This window comes from Thermodesulfovibrio sp. TK500a (assembly GCF_055381765.1).
This window is the reverse complement of sequence record NZ_AP041606.1, coordinates 658031-681969: the sequence shown is the minus strand read 5'-3', so window position 1 is coordinate 681969 and position 23939 is coordinate 658031. Positions and strand designations below refer to the sequence as shown.

23 protein-coding genes are annotated in these 23939 nt (G+C 40.1%); 10 read left to right on the top strand and 13 right to left on the bottom strand.

Going from position 1 to position 23939, the window contains the following annotated elements; genetic code table 11:
* The first annotated feature begins 1 nt into the window (after position 1).
* The 4 genes from ACZ430_RS03560 to ACZ430_RS03545 all read left to right on the top strand — a co-directional run bounded on the left by ACZ430_RS03560 (position 2) and on the right by ACZ430_RS03545 (position 6283).
* Positions 2–1159: a sensor histidine kinase gene (locus ACZ430_RS03560; RefSeq protein ID WP_464910705.1), complete on the top strand. Its 1158-nt coding sequence runs from the start codon at positions 2–4 to the stop codon at positions 1157–1159.
* Complete coding sequence (locus ACZ430_RS03555) at positions 1159–3513, top strand: DNA-directed DNA polymerase (RefSeq protein WP_464910704.1); 2355 nt, start codon at positions 1159–1161, stop codon at positions 3511–3513. The genes ACZ430_RS03560 and ACZ430_RS03555 overlap by 1 nt, the downstream gene beginning before the upstream one ends.
* A gap of 98 nt (positions 3514–3611) precedes the next feature.
* Positions 3612–5054 (top strand): glycoside hydrolase family 3 N-terminal domain-containing protein, encoded by a 1443-nt coding sequence (locus ACZ430_RS03550; protein WP_464910703.1) that lies wholly within the window; start codon positions 3612–3614, stop codon positions 5052–5054.
* A complete protein-coding gene (locus ACZ430_RS03545) occupies positions 5042–6283 on the top strand; it encodes an AmpG family muropeptide MFS transporter (RefSeq protein ID WP_297212009.1) in 1242 nt (413 codons plus the stop codon). Before ACZ430_RS03550 ends, ACZ430_RS03545 begins: the two co-directional genes overlap by 13 nt.
* Before the next feature lie 40 nt (positions 6284–6323).
* Here the strand turns inward: ACZ430_RS03545 and ACZ430_RS03540 are convergent, their stop codons facing one another.
* From ACZ430_RS03540 to ACZ430_RS03520, 5 genes are all read right to left on the bottom strand, one after another.
* On the bottom strand, positions 6324–7460 hold the full coding sequence (locus tag ACZ430_RS03540; protein WP_297212012.1) for a site-2 protease family protein: 1137 nt from the start codon (positions 7458–7460) through the stop codon (positions 6324–6326).
* Positions 7457–10132: a cation-translocating P-type ATPase gene (locus ACZ430_RS03535; RefSeq protein ID WP_464910702.1), complete on the bottom strand. Its 2676-nt coding sequence runs from the start codon at positions 10130–10132 to the stop codon at positions 7457–7459. Before ACZ430_RS03535 ends, ACZ430_RS03540 begins: the two co-directional genes overlap by 4 nt.
* 1 nt (position 10133) lies before the next feature.
* On the bottom strand, positions 10134–10268 hold the full coding sequence (locus ACZ430_RS03530; RefSeq protein WP_297212017.1) for a hypothetical protein: 135 nt from the start codon (positions 10266–10268) through the stop codon (positions 10134–10136).
* Between the two features lie 316 nt (positions 10269–10584).
* Positions 10585–11082 carry a phosphate-starvation-inducible PsiE family protein gene (locus tag ACZ430_RS03525; protein WP_464910701.1) on the bottom strand — a complete coding sequence of 166 codons (498 nt, stop codon included), beginning with the start codon at positions 11080–11082 and terminating at the stop codon, positions 10585–10587.
* Between the two features lie 317 nt (positions 11083–11399).
* Entirely contained in the window at positions 11400–11696 is a 297-nt protein-coding gene (locus ACZ430_RS03520) for a GIY-YIG nuclease family protein (protein ID WP_464910700.1), read from the bottom strand.
* Between the two features lie 951 nt (positions 11697–12647).
* Between ACZ430_RS03520 and ACZ430_RS03515 the strand changes: the two genes are divergently transcribed.
* Positions 12648–14153: an alginate export family protein gene (locus tag ACZ430_RS03515; protein ID WP_464910699.1), complete on the top strand. Its 1506-nt coding sequence runs from the start codon at positions 12648–12650 to the stop codon at positions 14151–14153.
* Positions 14154–14813: 660 nt separating this feature from the next.
* On the opposite strand, the gene ACZ430_RS03510 is transcribed toward ACZ430_RS03515, so the two are convergent.
* Both ACZ430_RS03510 and ACZ430_RS03505 read right to left on the bottom strand, forming a co-directional pair.
* Positions 14814–15035 carry a DUF2283 domain-containing protein gene (locus ACZ430_RS03510; protein WP_464910698.1) on the bottom strand — a complete coding sequence of 74 codons (222 nt, stop codon included), beginning with the start codon at positions 15033–15035 and terminating at the stop codon, positions 14814–14816.
* On the bottom strand, positions 15032–15277 hold the full coding sequence (locus ACZ430_RS03505; RefSeq protein ID WP_464910697.1) for a hypothetical protein: 246 nt from the start codon (positions 15275–15277) through the stop codon (positions 15032–15034). Before ACZ430_RS03505 ends, ACZ430_RS03510 begins: the two co-directional genes overlap by 4 nt.
* Before the next feature lie 659 nt (positions 15278–15936).
* On the opposite strand from ACZ430_RS03505, the gene ACZ430_RS03500 reads away from it, so the two are divergent.
* The 5 genes from ACZ430_RS03500 to ACZ430_RS03480 all read left to right on the top strand — a co-directional run bounded on the left by ACZ430_RS03500 (position 15937) and on the right by ACZ430_RS03480 (position 18931).
* On the top strand, positions 15937–16329 hold the full coding sequence (locus ACZ430_RS03500; RefSeq protein ID WP_297213066.1) for a DUF4282 domain-containing protein: 393 nt from the start codon (positions 15937–15939) through the stop codon (positions 16327–16329).
* Positions 16330–16349: 20 nt separating this feature from the next.
* Complete coding sequence (locus ACZ430_RS03495; protein WP_464910696.1) at positions 16350–17105, top strand: zinc ribbon domain-containing protein; 756 nt, start codon at positions 16350–16352, stop codon at positions 17103–17105.
* A 19-nt stretch (positions 17106–17124) separates the two neighbouring features.
* Positions 17125–17718, top strand: coding sequence for a glycine zipper domain-containing protein (locus ACZ430_RS03490; protein WP_297213064.1), 594 nt, complete (start codon positions 17125–17127; stop codon positions 17716–17718).
* 338 nt (positions 17719–18056) lie between these two features.
* Positions 18057–18701 (top strand): hypothetical protein, encoded by a 645-nt coding sequence (locus ACZ430_RS03485; protein WP_464910695.1) that lies wholly within the window; start codon positions 18057–18059, stop codon positions 18699–18701.
* 17 nt (positions 18702–18718) lie between these two features.
* A complete protein-coding gene (locus ACZ430_RS03480; RefSeq protein ID WP_297213060.1) occupies positions 18719–18931 on the top strand; it encodes an amphi-Trp domain-containing protein in 213 nt (70 codons plus the stop codon).
* A 7-nt stretch (positions 18932–18938) separates the two neighbouring features.
* Here the strand turns inward: ACZ430_RS03480 and ACZ430_RS03475 are convergent, their stop codons facing one another.
* The 6 genes from ACZ430_RS03475 to ACZ430_RS03450 are packed head-to-tail and all read right to left on the bottom strand — an operon-like array spanning position 18939 to position 23937.
* The gene (locus tag ACZ430_RS03475; RefSeq protein WP_297213059.1) at positions 18939–20048 is read right to left on the bottom strand and encodes a hypothetical protein; all 1110 of its coding nucleotides are present in this window, start codon (positions 20046–20048) and stop codon (positions 18939–18941) included.
* A gap of 11 nt (positions 20049–20059) precedes the next feature.
* Positions 20060–20266 (bottom strand): DUF2283 domain-containing protein, encoded by a 207-nt coding sequence (locus ACZ430_RS03470; protein WP_297213057.1) that lies wholly within the window; start codon positions 20264–20266, stop codon positions 20060–20062.
* The gene (locus ACZ430_RS03465) at positions 20259–20510 is read right to left on the bottom strand and encodes a DUF4258 domain-containing protein (RefSeq protein ID WP_297213055.1); all 252 of its coding nucleotides are present in this window, start codon (positions 20508–20510) and stop codon (positions 20259–20261) included. Before ACZ430_RS03465 ends, ACZ430_RS03470 begins: the two co-directional genes overlap by 8 nt.
* Positions 20511–20516: 6 nt before the next feature.
* On the bottom strand, positions 20517–21737 hold the full coding sequence (locus ACZ430_RS03460) for an aminotransferase class I/II-fold pyridoxal phosphate-dependent enzyme (RefSeq protein ID WP_297213053.1): 1221 nt from the start codon (positions 21735–21737) through the stop codon (positions 20517–20519).
* Positions 21698–22660, bottom strand: a complete 963-nt coding sequence (locus ACZ430_RS03455) for an NAD-dependent epimerase/dehydratase family protein (RefSeq protein WP_297213052.1) — start codon at positions 22658–22660, stop codon at positions 21698–21700. Before ACZ430_RS03455 ends, ACZ430_RS03460 begins: the two co-directional genes overlap by 40 nt.
* Entirely contained in the window at positions 22657–23937 is a 1281-nt protein-coding gene (locus tag ACZ430_RS03450) for an NfeD family protein (RefSeq protein WP_297213049.1), read from the bottom strand. Before ACZ430_RS03450 ends, ACZ430_RS03455 begins: the two co-directional genes overlap by 4 nt.
* Positions 23938–23939: the final 2 nt, after the last annotated feature.

Sequence of the window (23939 nt, the reverse complement as noted above, 5' to 3'; positions counted from 1 at the left end):
AATGGAATTCTGCATAATAATAATTCTTCTGATGATGTTGGTCATTTTCATAATGGCCTCTAAGATAAGAAGCCTTTCACAAAAGAACGAATTCCAGAAGAGTGACTCCAATGTAGAGTATCCTCAGATAATCTCAGCGGAGAATTTTGAGGCAATTCTGAGGTCAATCTCAGATGGGATTTTAATAATTGACCTCAAGGGCAATATACTCTTTGCAAATAAAAGTCTTAGAGAACTCATAAGACCAGAGGAATCTCCCGAGGGCAAGCATTTTATGGAAGTAATCCGAAATATTGACCTTTTAAATCTTCTCAGGAAGGCCCTTAAGGAGAAAAAAGAAGTTGAGGAAGAACTTACGCTTAAGAAAAGTGGCGAAGAAATATTTATTCTTGCAAGAGCAATGCCTGTTATCGGCCAAGAAGGACAGGTTAAGTTTTTGATTGTCTTGCTTCACGATGTAACAAAAATAAGAAAGCTCGAAAATATAAGAAGAGACTTTGTTGCCAATGTTTCTCACGAATTAAAAACTCCAGTAACAGCAATAAAAGGCTATGCCGAAACCCTTCTTGACGGTGCTATAGATGACAGGGAAAATGCAAGGAAATTCATAGAAGTAATCAAAACTCAGACGGACAGGCTTTCAGCTCTAATAGAAGACCTTCTCACTCTTTCAAGAATAGAAGCAGGAGAGATAAAAATTGAGAAGGAAAGGATTGATATTAAAGAGTTAGTTGCCTCTGTATTTCAGATTTTTGCTGAAAAATCTCAAAAGAAAGGAGTTGTTCTGCAGCAAGAAATTCCTCAAGGAAGTGTAATTGAAGCAGACAGGGATAAATTAATGCAAATACTGATAAATCTTATCGACAACGCCATTAAGTTTACAGATGAAGGATATGTAAAAGTGAAGTTCAACAAAAGCAATGGAAAGTTTATTCTCGCCGTTGAAGATACGGGGATTGGCATTCCAAGAGAGCATTTACCAAGAATAGGTGAGAGGTTTTACAGGGCAGATAAGGCAAGGTCGAGACAATTTGGTGGAACAGGTCTTGGTCTTGCTATTGTAAAACATCTCACAAGAGCGCATGGCTGGCATCTGAACATAGAGAGTGAGCCAGGAAAAGGGACGGCGGTAAAAATAATCATACCTCAAGGGCAGTAATGATTATATATCTTCTCGATATTGATGACTCCGATGCGGGGATAGTATTATTTGGCTTATCTGAGGAGGGACAAGCAAAAAGAATAATTGACTCATCCTACAGGCCATCTTTTCTTGTTCTTCCCTCGGATATACAGAAAGCGAAAAGTGAAATAGAGAACCTTGCCAGAACAAAAAAACTTCCTGTCATTGAGATAAAAGAAGTAGAAAAAGTCTTTTACGGAACAGAGAGAAAATTTCTGAAAATTTACACTCAAAAACATACGGACTTACAAAAAGTAAGGGATGAAATAAAATCAATGGAAGCCAGTAGGGGAGGTTCGGGTTCGGTTATAGATGAATTTGAATATCAAATTGGTGCTTCAAGGATATACCTTGCTGAAAGAGATTTTTCGTGCCTTCAATGGTTGGATTTGGAGATTGAGAATAACAGAGTAGGAAAGATTGCAAAGATTGAAAGAAAACCAAAGAAATTAAAAATCCTTGCCTTTGATTTTGAAGTAGTTGAAGTCCAGAGGGGATTGCCGTCTATCGTGATGATTTCTCTTTACGGCGAAGGATTATCAAAGGTAATAACTTATCAGAAAGCTAACTATAGGGAGGATGTTTTAGTAGTTGAGACAGAGAGGGATGCGATAAATGAATTTATAAAGACAATAGCTGAGTATGACCCGGACATATTGGTCGGTTACAATACAGACCTTTATGATATGCCCATTCTAAGAGAGAGAGCAAAACAGCTAAAAGTAAATATAAGCCCAATTTCAAGAGATGGCTCGGGGATTAGTCTCTCAAAGAGAGCAAGATTTACAACAGCTCGCATAAAGGGTAGAGTGCACATAGACATATTTAATTTCGTATTTAACATTCTTTCCTCCATTCTTCAGAGTGAGCAACTTACTCTTAAAAACGTAGCCCATGAACTTCTCGGAGATACAAAACTTGATATGGAGTATGAAGACATACTCCAAGCCGTAGGTCAGAAGCATGAACTCAATAGACTTGCAAGATACTGTCTTAAAGACAGCGAGCTTGTATACAGGCTCACTGAGATTTTACTTCCGGAGATTGAAGAACTGACACGGATAACAGGACAGTCTCTTTTCGATACTTCAAGAATGCCCTACAGTCAGCTCGTAGAGTGGTATTACATCAAAAGGGCGAAAGCAGAAAACAGAGTTATCCCAAATCAGCCAAAGTTTGACCAGATAAAAGAGCGCCAACAACAAACTTATGAGGGCGGTTTTGTAAAAGAGCCTGAAGCAGGAATCCATAGAAATATAGCAGTAGTAGACTTTGCATCTCTCTATCCTTCCATAATAGCATCCTACAATATATCTATAGATACTCTTAACTGTTCCTGTTGCAAGGAAAACGGATACAAAATTCCAGACTCTCCTTACTGGTTTTGTAAAAACAAGAGAGGCTTTGAGGCAGAGGCAATAGAGGAGCTTTTCAAGGAGAGGCTTGTGCTGAAAGAAAAACTCAAAAGCTTTGACCCAGACTCTCATGAATATGTAGTTTTCAATACCAGACAGAGAGCTCTTAAGACAGTTTTGAACGCCTCCTATGGATATTTTGCCTATCCTGCAAGTAGATGGTATTCGAAGGAATGCGCTGAGGCTACTGCTTCTTTGGGAAGATACTGGATAAAGGAAGTTCTTAAGGAAGCTGAGAAAAGAGGGTTTCATGCAATTTACGGTGATACGGACTCGGCATTTCTAAAATTTGACGGTAAAAGAGAGCCAATTGAGCAATTCATAACTGAAATCAATGAAAAACTGCCAGGAGTAATGAGGCTTGACATAGAAGACTTCTATGTTAAGGGGCTTTTTGTTCCAAGAGAAAAAGGCGGTATGGCCAAGAAGAGATATGCCCTTTTAGATTCAAAGGGTAGGCTAAAAGTAAGAGGACTTGAAGTAGTGAGAAGAGACATTTCAAGATATGCAAGAGAAACCCAGCAGGAAATACTTAAGATATGCCTCATTGATGAGGACATAAAAAGAGCTTTTCGTTATCTTGATGATAGAGTAAAAGCTTTGAGAGAAGGAAAGTATGAATTGAGAGACTTTGTTGTATATGAGCAACTATCAAAACCAATTTCAGAGTATAAACTAATAGCTCCGCATGTAATGGCAGCTAAAAAGCTTGCTGAAAAGGGCATTCCCGTAGGTGAGGGTAGTGTGGTGGGATATATAATTCAGAAAGGTCATGGTTCAATAAGTGAAAGGGCATACCCTGTAGAATTGGCAGACATATCAAAAATTGACATGGACTACTACATAGAAAATCAGTTAATTCCTGTGTCAATTCGAATTCTAAAGGCTTTCAAGTCAGAGGAAAATCTTTTTTAAGAGCGTTTTTTCAAGTCTCTCAGAATTTGTTTCTCCTTGAATCTTTAAAGTTCTCTTCTTCATAATATTCTTTCATGGACAAATTTTTTAGGGACATAATGAGTCTTATTGTCGCAAGACTTGACGGTGAGGAGGTCTGTAATCGAGAATATCGAAAATACATTGAAAAATTAGTCTTAGACGGCATAGGAGGATTTGTAATCTTTGGCGGAAGTTACGAGGATGTAAAGGAGTACCTTGCCTTTCTTCAAAGCTTGTCTGAAACTCCTTTAATTATTGCCTCTGACATTGAAAGAGGTGTGGGACAGCAGATAAAAGGTGCTACTTTAATACCTTCTCAGATGGCAATAAGAGCAGGTTTTGATATTAAGAATGAAAGAGCAGAGCTTGAAAGTCTTTACTCTGTTGTTTCATCGGAGGCTTTAAATTTAGGGATAAACTTGACTTTTGTGCCTGTCTTGGATGTGAACACAGAACCTGACAATCCCATAATATGCACGAGAGCTTTTTCTGATGAACCAGAGGTTGTTGCAGAATATGGAAGTTTCGTCATAAAAACCCTTGAAGCAAGAGGACTAAAAACTTGCGGAAAACACTTTCCCGGTCACGGAAGCACAAGATTAGACTCTCATACGGCGCTTCCCATTTTAAGCGGAGACATTGATGAACATATTACTCCCTTTAGAAAGGCAATTCAAACGGGTGTTTCGTCTATTATGGCAGGTCATCTGTTGGTTAGCAAACTTGATGATAAGCCAGCGTCAATCTCAGAGTCAGTTTTGAACAATCTGCTCAGGGATAAGATGTCTTTTAAAGGTGTTGTTTTTACAGATGCAATGAATATGAAAGCCCTTGATAGATATGAACATGCTGAGACTCTTGCATTAAAGGCAGGAGCTGACGTAATTCTTCATCCTGAAGACCCTTACAAAAGTTTGGAAAATATCAGTTTTGCCTGCAAAAAAGGTTTAATTTCTCATGAAAGAATTAAACAAGCCCTTGAGAGAGTTAGTTTGCTTAGAAAAAATCTTATCTGCTTAGACCGAAAATCTGATAGGTTTTTTGTGACTGATTTTAATGAAATTTCTACCCTTGAAGTATTTAAAAAAACTTTTACGATGGTAAAAAATGAATTGGGAGATATTAGAAGGCATAGGGTAACCCCTTATCTTGCAGGCTTTTATGACTCTTCAGTAAAAGATTTGTTCTTCAATAACTTCGGTGGAGTATACGATTTGCTACAGTTCAAAGATTCAGAACAGATTCCTTTGATTGCAATTTTTACGAATATCAGAGGTGGGGGTAAGGAGTTCGATATAGGCGAGCAGGAGAGGTCTCTGATAAAAAAGATGGTATCTACGAAGGATGCAATTGTTGTATCTTTTGGCAATCCTTATGTGGTAAGATTTTTCAAAGAAGCGAAGACCATAATACTTACCTATGACTTTCACCAAATAGCCGTATCAGCCTTTTTAGAGCTATTCAATGAAGGTTTAAAGGTAAAGGGAAGTCTTCCCGTTAAAATTCCATGGAACGATTAAAAAATCTCAAGACCTTAACGGTAGTTACCATCTTTGGCTTTGCCTCTGGCCTTCCTCTTCCCTTTGTAAGCGGAACTTTTCAGGCATGGCTTACTGCAGAGGGAGTTGATATTAAAACCATTGGAATTTTAACAGCCCTCACTTTGCCTTATAGTGTCAAGTTTTTGTGGTCACCATTTCTGGATAGATATGTAATATCTCCTTTTGGAAGACGGAGAGGATGGATTTTGTTAAGCCAGGTCTTAATTTTTGCTGGTATAGTTTCTATGGTTATGATTACTCCGGAAAATCTATTGCTGCTTAGTATCGTTGCACTAACAGTGGCTTTTTTTTCAGCTTCTCAAGATATTGCCATTGATGCTTATCGAACAGAGATTCTCTCTCCAAAGGATAGAGGAATTGGGGCGTCCTTTGCGGTCACTGCTTATAGAGTTGCTCTGATTGTGGCTGGAGGACTGTGTCTTCTTCTTGCCGATTACATTGGTTGGAAGTATGCGATAACTGCCACCGCATCCTTGCTCGTTTTAGGTCTTTTGGCTTCTCTATGGGCAGATGAACCAAAAGGAGTGCAGCATCCACGAAATCTTAAAGAATCTTTTATAGAGCCTTTCAGAGACCTGCTTCACAGAGAAAAAAGCTTTATTCTTCTCTTGTTCATTATTCTCTACAAGCTCGGCGATGCCTATGCTGGCTCACTCAGCACTGCTTTTTTTATCAGAGGAGTTGGCTTTTCTCTTTCTGAAGTGGGCACAGTGAACAAAATAGGAGGCCTTGTATCATCAATTGTTGGTGCAGTTTTTGCCGGTTTTCTTCTTAAAAAGATGAGTCTTTTCAAAGCATTAATTTACTTTGGAGCACTTCAGGCTATTTCAAATCTCATGTTTATGGTTTTAGCAATAATTGGCAAGAGTATGCCTCTATTCATGGCTACTGTAGTGATTGAAAACTTTACCGGTGGTATGGGAACAACAGCTTTTCTTGCTTTGCTAATGGCAATATGTAACCGCAGCTATGCTGCTACTCAGTATGCTTTACTTTCTTCTCTTGCTTCTGTAGGCAGGGTAATCATAACACCCACTTCCGGGTTTGTCGTAGATGCCTTTGGTTGGAGTATCTTTTATCTTCTAACATTCTTCGTGGCATTGCCGGGATTGTTGTTGATTTTCAGATTGAAAACAATTATTCTTCCTCTTTCCTGCCATACCAAACCAGACGGAGCAAAATTCTGAACACGGGTAAAAGTTTTTTAACACGACTTTAAATTTAGAATCACCGTGTCTCTTCTTTGCTAACAATTGCTCCCTTTACTTCTAAATATTTTGCAATTCCGTTTCTTGTAATCATTCCGACTATTTTGTCGCCATCAACTACGACCAATCTTCCCATTTCGTTCTTTAACATTCTCTCTAAAGCATTAACCACAAACTCCTCCTCTGAAATCTCCCACTCATTTCTGTGTCTCTGATAAAACTCTGATACCTCTCTCTGAGCTCTATCTGCCTCGGGTATGTTTTTAATATCTCGCAATGTAATAATGCCTAAATACTTCCCTCCCTCTGTAACTGGAAAGCCCGTGTAACCATACTTTAGAAAGTATTTGTTGACCAGTTCTTGAATGTTCATCTGAGGCTCTACTGTAATTAGCTCTCTTGCCATGATGTCCTTTACCTTAACACCTTCGAGCAAAGCCTGAAGAGTTGTCTGTTGATAGCTTCCGTAGGCAGCAGAGTATAGAAACCAGCCAATAAGTATCAGCCAGAGTCCTGTTGGTGCTCCAAAAAGCAGTAAAAATAAGCCAAATATAATAAAAAACACGGCAATTCCCTGTCCGAGTTTTGATGCCTTCTGCGTTGCATAGACATAGTCTTTTTTTCTACTCCAAAGCATTGCCCTGAAAACTCTTCCACCATCCATTGGAAAGCCAGGGATTAGATTAAAAATGCCAAGTATTAGATTTATATTTGAAACATAGGCAAAGAGTGATTTTGCTCCTATATCTAAAGTGTTTGCTTCTAAGGCATAGAAAATTCCAGCGAGGGCAAAGCTTGCAAGTGGTCCTGCTATGGCAATTCTAAATTCTGCCTGAGGCGAGGGTGGCTCTCCTTTCATTTGAGCAACTCCACCGAAGATAAAAAGAGTAATACTTTCAATCTCAAGTCTGTATTTCAGAGCTACTAATGAGTGTGAAAGTTCGTGAATTGCCACACTCACAAAAAGTAGCAGAGCCGCTAAAGCGCCCTTTATCCAGTAGGAGCTTTGGGACATTTGAGGTGCTACAGAGGGGAAATAAAGTGTTGAGAGAGACCACGTAAGAAGGCCGAAAATGATAAGCCACGTATAGTGCACTCTTATTGGAATGCCAAACACTTTTCCTATCTGCCATGAGCCATGACTAAGTCCGCTCATTTTTTCCTCCTTCTGAGCCATTTATCTATCTCTACAACAACTACGACCGATAGAGCAATCAGCATAATTGTATACCACTGTTCAGTTGAAATTGGCTCAGTTCGAAAAACCCATTGAAGAGGTGGAAAATATATAAAAGCAATCTGGGCAGCAGTAGCGATTAAAAGCCCTGCAAAAAGAAAGGTATTGCTGAAAGGATTTATTCTAAAAATTGACTCAAACTCTGACCGACTGTTCCATGCCTGAAAGAACTGAAAGAAAACCATCGTTGTTACTGCCACTGTCCTTGCTGTCTCAAGGGATTCTCCTTGAGCTAAGGCATGATTGAATGTATAGGCAACTCCTAAGGAGATGAGTAATCCCACGATAATTGTTCTCTCAATCATTACTCTTGACATAATTCCCTCCTCTGGAGGCCTTGGAGGTCTTTCAATAACTCCCTTTTCTCCAGGCTCAAAGGCAAGGGCAATAACTTGAAGCCCATTCGTAACAAGGTTTATCCAGAGAATCTGGGCAGGAAGATAGGGAATAGGTAGTCCTGAGACAACTGCACCAATTATCGATAGAATTGATGCCAATCCAGTAGGAATTAGAAAGAAAGTGACCTTTCTGATGTTGTCAAAGACGATTCTACCTTCTTTTACTGCGTTAAAGATACTTGCAAAGTTATCGTCAGTAAGAACCATATCTGAGGCTTCCCTTGCTACATCTGTGCCACCTTTTCCCATGGCAATTCCAATGTGGGCAGCTTTCAGTGCTGGTGCATCGTTTACACCATCACCTGTAACAGCTACAATCTGTCCCTGTGCCATAAGTTTCTGAACAATCTTAAGCTTATGCTCTGGAGATACCCTCGCAAAGATTGAAACAGTCTTTACCTTTTCATATAATTCCTCATCAGTAATTTTCTCTAAATCTTTTCCTGTAAGAACTTCACTCTTTTCATCGCCAATTCCAAGCATTGCTCCGATTGCCTTTGCTGTTATTGCATGGTCTCCCGTAATCATCACAACCCTTATGCCTGCTCTTTTACATCCCTTTATAGCTTCGATTGCCTCTGGTCTTGGTGGGTCAATCATTGCCTGAAGTCCCACAAAGGTAAGACCATCAACAGCATAGCACTGTTCTATCTCCTTACAGGTAATCTCCTCTATCTCTTTTGGAACTTTTACAAGGGCAAAGGCAAGAACACGCATTCCCTCCTTGGCAAATCGATTAATGATTGAGTGAATCTCCTTTCTGTTTATTTCCTCTCCCCATATATTTCTGCGGCATAGGTCAATTATTTTCTCAGGTGCACCCTTTATGAATAAAACTTTCTCTCCTTTGTGCCTGTGCAGTGTTGCCATATAGCCTCGTTCAGATTCAAAGGGAATGGTCTCAAGAAGTTCGTATTTCTTTTCTTCTTCTACTCGATTTAAGCCTGCTTTCATGGCTGATACAATCAATGCACCTTCTGTGGGGTCTCCTTCAAGTTTGTATTCACCATTTTCCTGAAAAATGGTAGATTCGTTGCAGAGAAGTCCTATTCTTAGGGTTTCAATTAATGCTTCTCTGTCTTTTTTCAGGTCTACTTCCAAACCATTGTGAAGAATCCTGCCCTTTGGCTCATACCCGCTTCCTTCAACCTCATAGATGTTTTTCCCATCGTAGATGAGTTTCACAGTCATCTCATTCTTAGTAAGTGTTCCGGTTTTATCTGTGCATATTACTGTTGTGCTTCCCAAAGTCTCAACAGCATGGAGTTTCCTCACAATTGCATGCCTTCTTGCCATCCGCATAACACCTACTGCAAGGGTAACTGTTACAACCATAGGTAGTCCCTCAGGAATGGCAGCTACGGCTGTGGCAACAGCAGTCATAAACATCTCTTTAATTGGCTCACCAATAATTAATCCCATGACAAAAAGAGCTACCGAGGCAATTACCACAAAAATTCCCACTAAATTGGCAAACTTCTGAATTTTATCTTGAAGGGGTGCTTTTACGGTCTCTGCTTCCTTAATACCCCTTGCAATTCTACCAAATACTGTATTCATTCCTGTCTCAACAACTACTCCCTTTGCCCTTCCGCTTACAACAATAGTTCCCATGAATGCCATGTTCTTCTGGTCTCCGTAAGTGAGGTTTTCCTCCTTTATGGCATGGCTGTGTTTCTCAACAGGCAGGGATTCTCCTGTAAGAATGGACTCGTCAATCTTTAGTTCAACGGCATGAATAAGCCTTATATCTGCAGGAACACGTATCCCCGAATAAAGAAGCACTATGTCCCCAGGAACAAGTTCTTCGCTATTTATCTCCCTTTCAATGCCATCCCTTAGCACCTTTGCCCTTGGAACGAGCATTTTTTTCAGTGCCCTGACACTTTGTTCAGCCTTATATTCCTGAAGATAGCCGATTATCGAATTGAGAATAACAACGGCAAATATTACGCCTGCATCGATGAACTCTTTGAAAGCTAAGGTTATCACTCCTGCGATTATTAGGATATATATTAGGGGACTGGCGAACTGATGGATGAATATCTTTAGCCTGTTTATCTTCTCCTCTTCGGCAAGCCTGTTTACTCCATATTTTTCAATTCTTCTTTTTGCTTCTTCTGAACTAAGCCCCTTTTCAGAGGTGTTCAACTTATGTAAAACTTCTTTAATTCCAACTTGATACCAGCTCATATTACTCCTTTCTCTTTTTGTCATTTCGAGCTCTTTTTCTCTGTCCTACCGAGGCTTTATTCTCTCCGTCCTTCCAAGCTTTTCTTTGTCCTTTCCGAGTTTTTCTCTGTCCTGCCGAACTCTTCTTCTCTATCATTCCGAAGTCTTCTTCTCTATCACTCCGAGCTTTTCTTTTTTGTCATTCCGAGGCACGCAGTGCCGAGGAATCTCCCCTCCTCTCCCCACTCTGTCCTTCCGAACTTTTTTATGTCCTTCCGAGCTTTTTTATGTCCTTCCGAGTTCTTTTCTGTCCTTCCGAGTGAAGCGAGGAATCCCCTCCTTCCCCTGAGACCCCTCGCTATCGCTCGGGGTGACAGAGGGGCTGTAATTCCTCGGCTTTTCTGTCCTTCCGACTCTCTTTTGTCATTCCGAGCCCCCTTTTTTTTGTCATTCCGAGCCGAAGGCGAGGAATCTCATTCTTTTACTGAGCTCCCTCGGCTTATGTCTTGGGATAACCCTTTCGGGTCAGATTCCTCACATCCTTTGAGGGTGCTCGGACTATAGTAATTGGAAGCTCTCTTTTTAGCCAAATAATAACCAATTGAGAGAGCTAAAATTATTGCTGCAATTCCAAGCATCGTAAGACTTGAAACTTCCTTTATATCAAGTATTATTACCTTTCTTGCAATAGCTATCATTGCAACTGCCAATACTACTTTCACATGGTCAACATCCTCTCTGAGATAGGTCTTTATGATTGATTCAAAGAGTTCTATTCCGATTATCACAAGCATGAAAACGCCGAATATCTCAAGAAGCTCATCGAGCTCAAGAAGCAAAATTGGTGGAGAGACTATATCCTTTATTATTACGTATACTAATTCGACTGTTGAGAGCATCAGAACAAAGGCAAGAAGGAAGATTATTACTACAATTAGGAGTCTTTTGAATTTCATCAGGTAGTCAAACATTTCAGATATTTTAATTGAATTAATCTGAAACTGTCCATGATTTAACCTTTACTGAGACCCCTCGCTACCGCTCGGGGTGACAGAGGTGGTGTCATTCCAAGCCGAAGGCGAGGAATCCCCTTTGTTTTGTAGCCCCATCGGCTTACACCTCTGGGTGACAAAAAGGAATGTCATTAAGAGTTTCTTTTTCTGTCATTCCGAGCCTTTTGTAATTCCGTCGCTTTCTTCTTTCGTCATTCCGTTGCTTTTTTTCTGTCATTCCGCTGCTTTTTTTCTTTTGTCATTCCGAGGCACGTAGTGCCGAGGAATCCCCTCCTTCAGCCTTCTAAAATTTCCTCATACAAGTCTCTCCATTGAGAATTTAAACTCTCTATCAATGCCTTCTTTTTGTCCCTGCTCCATCCTTTTATCTGTTTCTCTCTTCTTATTGCTTCGTTAACATCCTGCGCAATTTCATAGTAAATAAGCTTGGTTATGTTATACTTCGCTGTAAAGCCATCTATCAACTTATTCTTATGTTCGTAAACTCTCCTTACAAGGTCATTTGTGACTCCTGTATACAGAACTGTATTGTATTTGTTTGTCATTATGTAGACGTAGTATTGCTTAGACATAGGAGTATTTTAGCATATGGCATAAAGGAGTAGACCCCTCGCTACCGCTCGGGGTGACAAAAGGGAAGTCATTCCGAGCGAAGTGAGGAATCCCCTTGGTATATGACTGTTATCCCGAATTGCATCTTTTCCGTCATTCCGATGCTCTTTTTAACTGTCATTCCGAGGAGTGTTAGCGACGAGGAATCTCCTTCGTCTGTGTCTATAATTCAACACACTGTATCCGTAAAGATACATTTAGCTATCGAAAAATTTCCTAAAAATCAACTCCATTCTTCTGGCAGAAAAATTGCACAACACATTAATGTTGTTCTTTGACAGTTTTATCTTTCATTCTGAGCTTTTCTCTTTCTGTCATTCAGAGGCTTCTTTTATCTGTTATTCCGGGCCGCTTTTTTAACTGTCATTCCGAACGAAGTGAGGAATCTCATTCTTTTAATGAGACCCCTCGCTACCGCTCGGGGTGACAGAAAGGATGTGCAGCGTGACAGAAAGGAGATGCGGTATAACAGGAAGAGGTGTCACTTCGATGCTTTTGTTAACTGTCATTCCGAGGAGCGTAAGCGACGAGGAATCCCCCTCCCTCTTGACAGGGGAGGAGAAGTGTGTTAAAATGTTTGAAAACTAACTCAAAAAGGAGGTGATAGGCAAACACGGTGCAAGCAGTAGGGAGACTCTTCGGGACTGTGTCCCTCAGAGTGACAGTAAGTAGAGCAATTCTGAAGAAGGTTGTTTATACTGTTATTCCATATTTGCCTATCCTGTCATTCCGAGGAGCGATAGCAACGAGGAATCTCCTGCAGGAGTCATCCCGAGCGATAGCGAGGGAACTCCTAAGCGTCCTTGTGAGACGCTATGCAGTTTGTCATTCCGAGGGCTTTAGCCCGAAGAATCCTTTGTCTTACCACCGTCTTTGACGGTGTAACTGAACTAACCGATGGAGGTTAGGAAGTGAAAAAATATGCAAGTCTTTTAGCCGTATTTGTCCTTCTTTTAGGTATCGCCTCAATTGGCTACTCTGCACCAGCAGAGATTCCAGCAGACACCTCAGCAGTAATTGCAAAAGGAAGAACCCAGATAACCCTCGGCGGTGAGCTGAGATTCAGAGGAATGTATGGAAGTAACTTAGGCGTGAGGGATAAGGATTCTTACGGAAAAACTAAAACTGAATATTATTTAGATCCTAAAGAGGGAGTTGTAAAGAACAGAACAGTTCTTGATGGAGATGGAAGCAGAAATAAAGCATACTATGACTATCGTGTAATACTCAATATGGAAGCTAAGGTATCTCCTAATACAACTGGATATGTTGAACTACAAAGTGGAACATTTACTACAGACAATGTTACTTGGGGTTCTCAGACAGGTGGTGCAAGAGGTAATTATCCTTTTGGTAACACAAAAGAGTCCAATGTAACAATTCGTCAAGCATGGATTCAGTATCAGGGTTCAGGACTTCTCGGTGTTCCAGCAGGATTTAAAGTAGGCCGCCAGCTCATTAAGCTCGGGTATGGTCTCTTCTTTGACCACACATACTTTGGTGATGATGCAATCCTTGTATTTGTTCAGCCAATGAAAGAGCTTACCATTGCAGCTCACACAATCAAATTCAGAGAGGGTAATGAAACTCTTAACGATGACTCAACAGCATATGGAATTCTTGCTGCATATGCAGGAAAAGGCTTTGGATTAAGTGCTGATATAACTTATGTAGATGATCAAGGTAACAATAATAGTGCTGGTTTTGCAAATTCTCTTGGATACGGATCTAATGCAGACACACATCTCTGGAACTTTGGTTTAAGAGGAAATGTTGATGACATTGCAGGAACAGGGCTTAACTTCAGAGCAGATGTAGAGTTTCAGACTGGTAAGATTGTAAATGTTAAACCTGGTTTACATGAGCCAAAATTCAAAGGCTGGGCTGCATTAGCAGGACTTGACTACAAATTCAAGAGCATTCCATTAACACTTACAGCAGAGTATGCAATCGGAAGTGGTAATGATAAAGACTTTAATATTACAAAGGACAATATTAAAGCATTTATCACAGCACTTGGACAGGAACAGCATTACACATTCATATATGAATATTTTGCTCCATCTGCATGTAACTTTGGACCAAATGCAAGAACAGGACTCTGCAACACCCAGTATGTAAAATTTGGTGGTTCCTATGACATCACAAAGGACATCAATGCCAAGCTTTATGGCTACTGGTTAAGAGCTCAAAAAGCAGTTGCAATTAATAGTAACATTGGAACAGGAACTGCACCTTCTCCAGACAAAGACCTTGGCTGGGAAGTTGATGCTGTAGTAACTTATAAGATTGACAAAGGTCTTACTTACTTTGTAGAAGGTGGCTACTTCTGGCCTGGTGATGCTTACAAACTCAGAGGTGGAAAAGATGCTGATGATGCCTGGGCAGTAAGACACGGCATTCAGCTTAAATTCTAAATTAACTTAAAGAGGGGGTTACCCCCTCTTTTATTTGTCATTCCGAGGGGCTCAATGTCCCGAGGAATCTGACCTGAAGGGGTCACCCCGAGCGGTAGCGAGGGGTCTCATAACACTGCACCGTGTTTGCCAACCATAAAGGCGGGGGGACTCACCCCCGCCTTTTTTTATTAGTATTTTTCCTTTATCTTTCTGGATACCTTAAATGCATTTTATGTCATTTCGAGAGTCTTTACGGCTTCATTTTGTCATTCTGAGCACCCTCAATGTCATCAGTTTGTCATTCCGAGGGACTAAATGTCCCGAGGAATCTGACCCGAAGGGGTCACCCCGAGCGTTAGCGAGGGGTCTCATAAAAGAGGAGATTCCTCGTCGCTTACGCTCCTCGGAATGACACTTTACCTGTCACCCAGAGGCGTAGCCGAAGGGTCTCCTAAACAGAGTGTCTCCTAAACAGAGTAGATTCCTCTCCCTACGCTTCGCTTCGGCTCGGAATGACATTTCCACTGCGGAGTAGATTCCTCGGCACTGCGTGCCTCGGAATGACAAAGAAGAGGCGATTCGGAATGACAGTCATGTGCAAAAGAGATTCCTCACTCCGTTCGGAATGACAGCCTCTTATGTCACCCCGAGCGATAGCGAGGGGTCTCTGATTTTATGTCATACTGAAAGAGATGACGGAGTATTTAATTCTAAGAGACTTTTGATACTTTCCATAATTTCAATTCGTTTTGAAGCGTTGAGGATTTCTATACCAGCTACTTTGTTATCAGAAGTGAAATCAATAATAATATCTGGAGCAACCTCCTCGCTTTCTACTACAGGTTCGCTTAATATCTGAAGATATATTGCGTCAGCATCTCTATCGTATTCAACTTTCATATCTTTATCCTCCTGTCAAAAAAAGCTGTAATTATTAATCTATTCTTAGGATTTACAACTACTTTCAATACCTTTCCTCCGAATTCTTCAATTTTTTTAAATAGGTGTAATTCATTTTCGCTAACTCTGATTTCCATATGGGGTTGTTCTATTGTTTTCCTTATCCACTCTTCTTTTATCTCTTTTCTTATATGAAGCATTGTTAATGCATGTTTTGAAAACTTATATTCACTTTGGGTCATTTGTAACATTATACAACATAAAAATACAAAATGAATAATAGAGTATGAATATTTTCCTTTTTGTCATTCCGAGGGGCTCGATGCCCCGAGGAATCTGACCCGAAGGGGTCTCATAAAAAAAAGAGATTCCTCACTCCGTTCGGAATGACAGAGCAGAAGCGTTCGGAATGACAAAGTAGGGAGCGTCATTCCGACACCCGCAATGCTTTTTTTGTCATTCCGAGCACCTTCAATGCCCTCATTTTGTCATTCCGAGGGGCTCAATGCCCCGAGGAATCTCTGACTCTCCTGCATCCTGAGGAGATTCCTCGGCACTTCGTGCCTCGGAATGACAGCTTAGGAAGTCATCCCGAGGCGTAAGCCGAAGGGTCTCCAAAAAAGAGGAGACTCCTCGCCTTCGGCTCGGAATGACAGAGAAGGAAGCATCGGAATCACAAAAAATCGGAATGACAGAAAAAAGGGGCTCGGAATGACAACCCACTCTGTCACCCCGAGCAATAGCGAGGGGTCTCTTCCATATATGTAATTGCCTCGAATAATTTAGGTGAATGCGAGCCATAAGCTTCGGAGGTATTTAAATAACGTTAATGAAAAAAACTATTGACAAAGGCTCGCTTATGATATTAATATTCATGCAAAACTTTTAACGGAGGTCAAATATGTTTTGTCCAAGTTGTGGAAAACAGGTTGACAACAATGTAGAGTTTTGCCCTGAGTGTGGCTACAGAGTAAAAGGCGTTTCTCCCTCTGAAATTAAATCGCAGGCAAAAGGCTTTTTCTCTACTCTCTTTGATTGGTCATTCACAGATTTCATAACGCTAAAGATAGTTAAGTTCATTTTTATAATCGGCCTCGTGATTATAGGACTTGCAACAATTGCCATAGTTTTCAGTAGCTTTCAGGGAGGTACCACAAGCGGACTTTTAATGCTGATTTTATCCCCTGTTTTTTTCTTTTTTATGGTTCTGATTCACAGGATTTACTGCGAAATTCTTATTGTTATCTTTAAAGTTGCCGACTATCTGCGGGAGATTAAAAATAAGCTCCAGTAACAATTTCTCGGGAGGAATTAATGAAATGTAGCATCTGTGGAGAAGAGATTCCCCATAATGCTAAGTTCTGTGTGAAATGTGGTAGCCCTGTTGAACTAAAGCAGCCCGAGAGTTCAGTTGAAGAAATTTCCATTAAGGTTTGCCCTAAATGCGGGCAGACTTTCGAGGATAATAATATAAAATTCTGCACAAAAGATGGCACTCCTCTTGAGATTAAGAGCATAAGTAAATTCTCTACTCAGGATAAGACAACAATACCCACCTCAGCATATGAATCTGTAAGGCCAAAGAAGTCCTCAAAAAATCTTCTGGTTATTCTAATTGTTGGAGTTTTACTGATAATAGCTGGGGTAGGTGGATATTTGCTTTATCCAAAAATTTTTGCTAAAAAGCAGGAAACAACTGCGAAAGAAGAGAATGTAAGGTTACCAGCCAGTTCGTCAGAAACAAAGGAAGAACAAAGAGGTAAGGAAAAAGCAGGAGAGGAAAACATCCAGACAGCTAAGATTGAGATACCAAAGGAAAAAGAAAAGCAAGAAAGAAAGCAGGAAGTCGTTCCTCCACCTCCTAAAATAGACCCCTTAAAGCTTGAAGATGATATAAACAAAGCATTAAGACACGCAAATATTCAAAATGTAACAGCTTTGGTAAACAAAGACCTTGAGGTTACTTTAAAAGGAACAGTGAGTAGCAGTAAGGAGAAGGAGCGAGCTTTTGAGCTTGTAAGAAAATTCAAAGTGCATAGGATTAAGGATTCAGTTTTTATAGTTGAATGAACAATACGAGGAGGATAGCATGAAGAAAATAGTCGCTTTATTACTAATTGTTCTTTTGTTTGCACAATTTTCAGGTTGTGCAAGCATGTCTGGCACTGAGAAGGGAGCTCTAATCGGTGCTGGTGTTGGTGCAGGAGTTGGAGCTCTGGTAGGTGATACGAAGGGAGCAATCATAGGAGCTCTCGCTGGTGCAGTGATAGGTGCTGTAGTGGGAAATTACTATGACAATCAGGTCGCTACGAGAGAGGAAGCTTTGAGCAAACACAAGGTAAGCAAGCTAAATACGCTTAATATAGACATAGATAGTTCCTCTGTAAATCCTCAGTCTGTAAAAGCGAATTCTACCGTGGATGCGCAGGTTCAGTATACTATTCTCGCACCATCAGATGTATCTCAGATTACCGTAATTGAGACAAGAACACTCGTAAAGGGTAGCGAAAGGATTGAACTGGCAAAAAGAGAAGTCACAAGAGCTCAGGGAACTCATCTTTCTACTATGAGATTTACAATGCCTAAGGATATTGAGAAAGGTGACTACACTCTAATAACCACAATAAGTGATAAAGAAGGTAGACAGATAAGAACGGCCAAAAATTCGCTGAAAGTAATTTAAAGTTTTTAACAATTCTGTCCCCCCGAGCGGTAGCGAGGGGTCTCATAAAAGGAGGAGATTCCTCGTCGCTTACGCTCCTCGGAATGACAGAGTAGGGAGAGGAGGGAATTCCTCGCAGACCTTTCGCCTACGGCTCATGGCTCGCTTTGCTCGGTTCGGAATGACAGAGAAGGAAGCATTGCATGACACTACTAATTGTCATTCCGAACACCATCAGTGGTCTTTTTTGTTATTCCGAGGGGCGCGACGCTCCGAGGAATCTCTGACCCTATGGAATACCTATAACAGAGAAATTTATTTTTGGTATAATTAAAAAAAGCAATCCACAGAGGTAAGTTATGCCAGAAGTAGCAGAGAAAGTATCAAGACTTGAGGAAGTATTAGAGGAATTCATAAGAAGCGTAGGCATAGAGTTTAACAAGCTTTACAATTCTCAGATGCGCACTGAGGCGGAAATGCGAGCTTTCAAAGAAGAGATGCGAGCATATAGAGAGCGTTCTGAGCAAGAGATGCAGGCTTTTAGAGAAGAGATGCGAGCATTTAAAGTAGAGATGAACAAAAAGATGGGAGAGCTTGCAAACAAGCTTGGGACTATCTCAGAAGACATAGTTGCTCCTGGCATACCCTATGCAATAAAGAGAGCCTTTGGTCTGGAAGTGAGTGAGCTTTCAGTGAGGAGGAAAAGAAGCATAAAGGGCAGAAGCAGGGAGTATGATGTAATAGTGGTTGCAGGTAAGTATGTATTTTTAACGGATGTGAAGTCGAAGTATAGAAGATTGTATATAGAAGAGTTTGAAGAGATAAAGGCAGATTTTTTTGAGTATTTTCCTGAGTATAGAGGGTTTAAGGAAGTAGTAGTGATAGCGTCATTTTATTTTGATGAAGAAATAATAAAGCTTGCCAATAAGAAGAAGTGGTTAGTGTTACAGCTTGGTGGGGAGTATTTAGAGTTTATAAACAAGGACAAAGTAAAGCTTCCGTAAATAATAGGAGGTGTGCTATGAAAAGAGAAGTAAAGAGGACTTCTGACAAAGCATCCTTAGTTGAACTGCTTGAGAAGAAACTGGCAGAGTTACGTAACGGCTACATAGAAATTGATGACATTAAAGTCAAACTTCCCGATAACTTTGAAGTTGAGCTTGAATATGAGGAAGAACAAAAAGATGAAAAAACAAAGTGCAAAGTTGAAATTGAGATTGAGTGGAGTAAGTAGAGATTTTTTATATTTCTTTTTCGTAGATTCTCAGAGTTTTATATTTTTTTGCACCCATAATTTGAGTTAGATTTATTGTGTCGTAGTTGTCTTCGAGTATCCACGAAAATTCGCATTTTTCAAAGCCGTATTTTCTTGCTCCTTTGAAGGCTTCGCGAATCATTATTGATTCAACTCCTCTGTGTCTGAACTCCTTTTTTACGCCAAAAAGAAGTAGACGTATAGACTTGATTCTTCGGCGGTAATATAGTGCTTTGAGGATATTCAGTGGTGTAAGTTTTCCGTTAAGCTTCCGTAAAACTTCATTGAAATCGGGGATGGCACCAAAGAAACCTATTGGTTGGGAGTCCTTCTCAGCCACTATTACCAAGTCTGATATTGCCACAGGCTTCAGTTTATCAGCCATGTAGTCAATTTCTTCTTTAGTTATCGGAATAAAGCCCCAGTTTTCTCTCCATGCTTCATTGTATACTTCCATAAAGGCATAGAGCTCCTCTTTGAAGTTTTTTAAGTTCACTTTTCTCGCTCTTATCCCTTGCTTTTCAGCAAAACGAGCAACTCTTTCAATTTTTGCAGGAAGCTCGGCTGGCACATCTACAATGTAACAGTAAAGGTCTTTTGCCTTTTCCATACCATATCCTTCAGCAAGTTTGTTGTAATATGGAGGGTTATAGGGAATCATTATCATCGAAGGAGTATCAAATCCTTCATAGAGAAAACCACATTCTTCATTGGTTGACATATTCATCGGACCTCGCATGCCTTTGAGATTATTTTCTTTAAGAAAATCCTTCACCCTATCGAAAAGAGCATTGGCAATTTCTTTGTCTTCAATGCATTCAAAGAGACCGAAAAATCCTGTTTTGTCCCTGTGGAACTCTAAATGACCATAATTAACAATTCCAGCTATTCTGCCAACAGCTTTTCCATCTCTGTAGGCAATAAAAAATTTTGCCTTTGCTCTCTTGAAAAAAGGATTTTTATCGCTTAAATGTTCGAGCATGTCTCTTGTGAGATGTGAAGCATAGAAGGGGTCGTTTTTGTAAAGAGAAAGAGGCAGAGTAATGAATTTTTTAAGGTCTTCTTTGTCGATTACTTCTTTGATAATTATGGGCATTACGTCTATACTTAGTATACTAATTCTTTTTCTTCTAACATGCCCGAGAGAGTTTTAAGAATAAATTCTTTAGCCTCAAGTATTTCAATAAGAACAGGCTCTCCTTGCTTAGAGAAATGGATAATTATAGGTCCTTCCTCTTGAGCATAGTCAATTGGTTTTTCTGATATTTCTATGAGGAGAATGTCAACGTCTTTACTATATCTAATTTTAGCCATATCTTTTTATCCTTCCTGGATAAACTGTTACAACATGTATTTCTTGAGCTTTAATTTCATATACTACTCTTAAAACATGCTCTGAATCATAAATCTTCTGAGCTATAAATCTGTCTTTGTAGCCTTTTTCAATTTTATCCGGAGATAAAATGGCATTTTCAATCATTGAGATTTCAACGTTGAAACCGTGTCTATGTAAAATATCAATTTTAAAGAGTGCATGTTCTGTAAATTTTATTTTCACTGATTTTCAAATTACACCTAATGTCTTGCCTACCTTTTGGAATGCTTCAAGAACTCTGTCGAGGTGTTCGTCTGTGTGAGTTGCCATATAGCTTGTTCTTATTAATGCCTTACCAGGTGGTACAGCAGGAGATACAGCTACATTAGCAAAAATTCCTTCTTCCTGAAGCATCATGACAAACTTGAATGCAAGCTCGTCATCACCAACAATAACAGGGATAATCGGAGTCTCTGCTACTCCTATGTTAAATCCAAGCTCTTTGAAGCCCTTGAGCATTTTGTTTGTATTCTTCCAGAGCTGTTCTCTTCTTTCTGGTTCGCTTACGATTATGTCTATTGCTGCAGATACAGAGGCAACTGAGGCTGGTGGAGGGCTTGCACTGAATATGAAGGCTCTGCCAAAGTGTTTTATGTAGTTTATTACATCTCTCTCTCCAGCAATAAAACCGCCGATTGAAGCAAGGGATTTACTGTATGTTCCCATAATTAAATCAACTTCCTTTTCAAGTCCAAAATGCTCTGCTGTTCCCCTTCCTGTCTCGCCAAGGACACCAATTCCATGGGCATCATCAACCATCAAGCGAGCATCGTATTTTTTGCATAGTTCATAAACTTCAGGAAGTTTTACAATATCTCCCTCCATGCTGAAAACACCGTCAACTACAACAAGCTTTGTCTTTTCCTCACACTCCCTAAGCACTCTCTCAAGGTCTTCTGTGTCATTGTGTTTGTATCTTTTGACCTCACCAAAAGATAGTCTGCAACCATCTACAATGCTTGCGTGGTCCATTTTATCTATTATTACCACATCGTCTTTTCCAACAAGTGAGGCGATAACACCGAGGTTTACTTGAAAACCTGTGGAGAATACAAGGGCTGCCTCTTTACGCATGAACCAGGCAAGTTTTTCTTCAAGCTCCACATGGATGTCAAGAGTGCCATTAAGAAATCTTGAGCCTGCGCAGCCTGTTCCGTATTTTTTTATGGCATTTATGGCTGCTTCTTTTACTTTCGGGTGATTGGTAAGGCCAAGATAGTTGTTTGAGCCAATCATTATCATTTTCTTGCCGTTCATTATGACTTCTGGTCCCTGGGCAGACTCAATTACCCTGAAGTATGGATACATTCCTACTTTTTGAAGCTCGTAGGCTGCTGTAAATTTAAAGCATTTTTCAAATATGTCTTTTCTTATAGCCACTTGTTCTGTCTGTACCAATTTGCTGTCCATTCCATCCCTTCCTTCAAATTAGTTTTAGCTTTAAAACCGAGCATTTGCTCGGCTTTGTCAGAGGAGCATACCCAGCAGGGCTCGGTAAGCTCTTTAAGTTTATCGCTATTTATTATACTGTTTTTGTCAAATTTTTGAAATACTTTCATGAAAAACTCTCCTATTGACTTAGGAATTTTTAACTTGAGAGGATTTTTTCCGATAGCCTCTGATATGGCTGCTATAATCTGTTGAGTGCTGTAAGGTTCAGGCTCTGATAAGAAGAAAATTTCTCCAATAGCCTTTTCATTTTCCGATGCCAGCAACATTCCTTCAATGAGGTCATCTACATATATGGTAGAGTATACCCCCTCTGTTAGATAAAACACAAAACCGGTTTTAATCATTTTAAAGAAAGTCAGAAAATCACTGTCTCTGGGACCATAAACAGCAGGAGGTCTTATTATTGTAATGGGCAATCTATCTTTATAAAAAATAACAGCCCTCTCTCCCATTAGCTTGCTTTTGCCGTATTCTGAAACTGGATTTGGCTCTGTATCTTCATCGACCGGTTTGTTGTCCCTGCATGGACCTGTAGCGGCGAGACTGCTTACATGGACAAATCTTTTGGGAACATATCCAGCTTCTATAATCGCTTCTATCAGATTTTTAGTTCCCATATAGTTTGCTTTAAAAAACTCTTCGTAATTAGCTGTCTTGGTGATACCCGAAAGATTAAATACTAAATCATGCTCCCATTTTATTTCTCTCAATGTCTCATTGTTTGAAAGGTCTGCCTGAATGATTTTTACTTTTAAACCCTCAAGAAATCGGAGCTTCGAGGGGTTTCTGACTATGCAATATACTTCATAATTTTTTCTGATTAGAGACTCTACGAGATGGCTACCGATAAATCCTGTGCCACCTGTAACCAGAGCCTTCACTCAGCTTTCCTCACCTTTAAGGTTAGTCCTCTCACTTCTTGGACTACTATTTCTTCATCCTTGTTTATTTTCTCTTCAGATATGGCCTGCCATAACTCACCATGAATCATTACCATACCACTTCGACTGTCAATGTCTGTCTTAGCTATGCCTCTTAGCCCTACAAGCTCTTCTACTCCTGTGACAGGCTTTCTTTTGTGAGCTTTGTAAGCAAGCCTTAAGAGGAACGCAAAAAACAAAGCCGTAACTACTGCGACTGGTATTACAACAGAAAAGGATAGCTTAAATAAAGGATTATCCGTATCTATTAACATAAGGGACCCCAGCACAAAGCATATTATCCCACCTAAGGTGAGAAGTCCATAAGAGGTAAATTTGAGTTCGAGTATAAACAGAACAATACCCAGCAGAATAAGCCCTGCTGCAGCATAGTTAATTGGAAGCGTCTGAAGGCTGTAAAAGGCAAGGATAAGGGAAACAGCTCCTATTACTCCCGGAAATATTGCTCCCGGATTGCTCAATTCAAAAATAATTCCGTAAATTCCTATCATAAGCAGAATGTATGCAATGTTTGGATTGCTGAGAAAGTTCAGAAGCCTTTCCCTAAAATTCATTTTAACTTCATTTATTTTGGCATCTTTTGTAGTTAAAATTTTTTCTCCAATGACTGTCTTTACCTTCTTGCCGTGAATTTCCTTTAAAAGTGTCTGTAAGTCATCGGCTATAAGGTCTATAACTCCCTTTTTCAGAGCTTCTGTTTCTGTAGAGGAGATACTTTTTCTGACTGCCTGTTCTGCCCATTCTGTATTTCTTCCTCTTTGCTGAGCAATAGATTTTATGTAAGCGACAGCGTCATTTTTTACTTTTTCAGCCATTGTTTTATCCATTTTTTCGCCTCCCATTGCCACAGGACTTGCCGCACCGATATTCGTTCCTGGAGCCATTGCTGCAATATGGGCAGAAAGCGTTATAAAAGCACCTGCACTGGCTGCACGAGCACCTTTTGGTGCTACATAGACAACTATGGGAATCTGGGAGTTAAGAATCTCTTTTACCATATCCCTCATGGAAGTATCGAGACCGCCTGGAGTATCAAGCTGAATTATCACAGCTTCTGCTTTTATTTCATGTGCCTTTTTAATTCCCTTTACCACATAGGCTGAGTGGGGGGGATTTATGACACCATCTACAGTAAGGACTAAAATCTCCTTTGCCGAAACTCCCACTGGAGATATCAGCAAAATAAGTAAGGATAATATCAATAGACTTTTCTTCATGT

What these genes read in the sequence shown, in the direction of transcription:
- ACZ430_RS03560 (WP_464910705.1), top strand. Translation starts at nt 2, where the DNA reads ATGGAATTCTGCATAATAATAATTCTTCTGATGATGTTGGTCATTTTC.
- ACZ430_RS03555 (WP_464910704.1), top strand. Translation starts at nt 1,159, where the DNA reads ATGATTATATATCTTCTCGATATTGATGACTCCGATGCGGGGATAGTA.
- ACZ430_RS03550 (WP_464910703.1), top strand. Translation starts at nt 3,612, where the DNA reads ATGAGTCTTATTGTCGCAAGACTTGACGGTGAGGAGGTCTGTAATCGA.
- ACZ430_RS03545 (WP_297212009.1), top strand. Translation starts at nt 5,042, where the DNA reads ATGGAACGATTAAAAAATCTCAAGACCTTAACGGTAGTTACCATCTTT.
- ACZ430_RS03540 (WP_297212012.1), bottom strand. Translation starts at nt 7,460, where the DNA reads ATGAGCGGACTTAGTCATGGCTCATGGCAGATAGGAAAAGTGTTTGGC.
- ACZ430_RS03535 (WP_464910702.1), bottom strand. Translation starts at nt 10,132, where the DNA reads ATGAGCTGGTATCAAGTTGGAATTAAAGAAGTTTTACATAAGTTGAAC.
- ACZ430_RS03530 (WP_297212017.1), bottom strand. Translation starts at nt 10,268, where the DNA reads ATGATAGAGAAGAAGAGTTCGGCAGGACAGAGAAAAACTCGGAAAGGA.
- ACZ430_RS03525 (WP_464910701.1), bottom strand. Translation starts at nt 11,082, where the DNA reads ATGTTTGACTACCTGATGAAATTCAAAAGACTCCTAATTGTAGTAATA.
- ACZ430_RS03520 (WP_464910700.1), bottom strand. Translation starts at nt 11,696, where the DNA reads ATGTCTAAGCAATACTACGTCTACATAATGACAAACAAATACAATACA.
- ACZ430_RS03510 (WP_464910698.1), bottom strand. Translation starts at nt 15,035, where the DNA reads ATGAAAGTTGAATACGATAGAGATGCTGACGCAATATATCTTCAGATA.
- ACZ430_RS03505 (WP_464910697.1), bottom strand. Translation starts at nt 15,277, where the DNA reads ATGACCCAAAGTGAATATAAGTTTTCAAAACATGCATTAACAATGCTT.
- ACZ430_RS03500 (WP_297213066.1), top strand. Translation starts at nt 15,937, where the DNA reads ATGTTTTGTCCAAGTTGTGGAAAACAGGTTGACAACAATGTAGAGTTT.
- ACZ430_RS03495 (WP_464910696.1), top strand. Translation starts at nt 16,350, where the DNA reads ATGAAATGTAGCATCTGTGGAGAAGAGATTCCCCATAATGCTAAGTTC.
- ACZ430_RS03490 (WP_297213064.1), top strand. Translation starts at nt 17,125, where the DNA reads ATGAAGAAAATAGTCGCTTTATTACTAATTGTTCTTTTGTTTGCACAA.
- ACZ430_RS03485 (WP_464910695.1), top strand. Translation starts at nt 18,057, where the DNA reads ATGCCAGAAGTAGCAGAGAAAGTATCAAGACTTGAGGAAGTATTAGAG.
- ACZ430_RS03480 (WP_297213060.1), top strand. Translation starts at nt 18,719, where the DNA reads ATGAAAAGAGAAGTAAAGAGGACTTCTGACAAAGCATCCTTAGTTGAA.
- ACZ430_RS03475 (WP_297213059.1), bottom strand. Translation starts at nt 20,048, where the DNA reads ATGCCCATAATTATCAAAGAAGTAATCGACAAAGAAGACCTTAAAAAA.
- ACZ430_RS03470 (WP_297213057.1), bottom strand. Translation starts at nt 20,266, where the DNA reads ATGGCTAAAATTAGATATAGTAAAGACGTTGACATTCTCCTCATAGAA.
- ACZ430_RS03460 (WP_297213053.1), bottom strand. Translation starts at nt 21,737, where the DNA reads ATGGACAGCAAATTGGTACAGACAGAACAAGTGGCTATAAGAAAAGAC.
- ACZ430_RS03450 (WP_297213049.1), bottom strand. Translation starts at nt 23,937, where the DNA reads ATGAAGAAAAGTCTATTGATATTATCCTTACTTATTTTGCTGATATCT.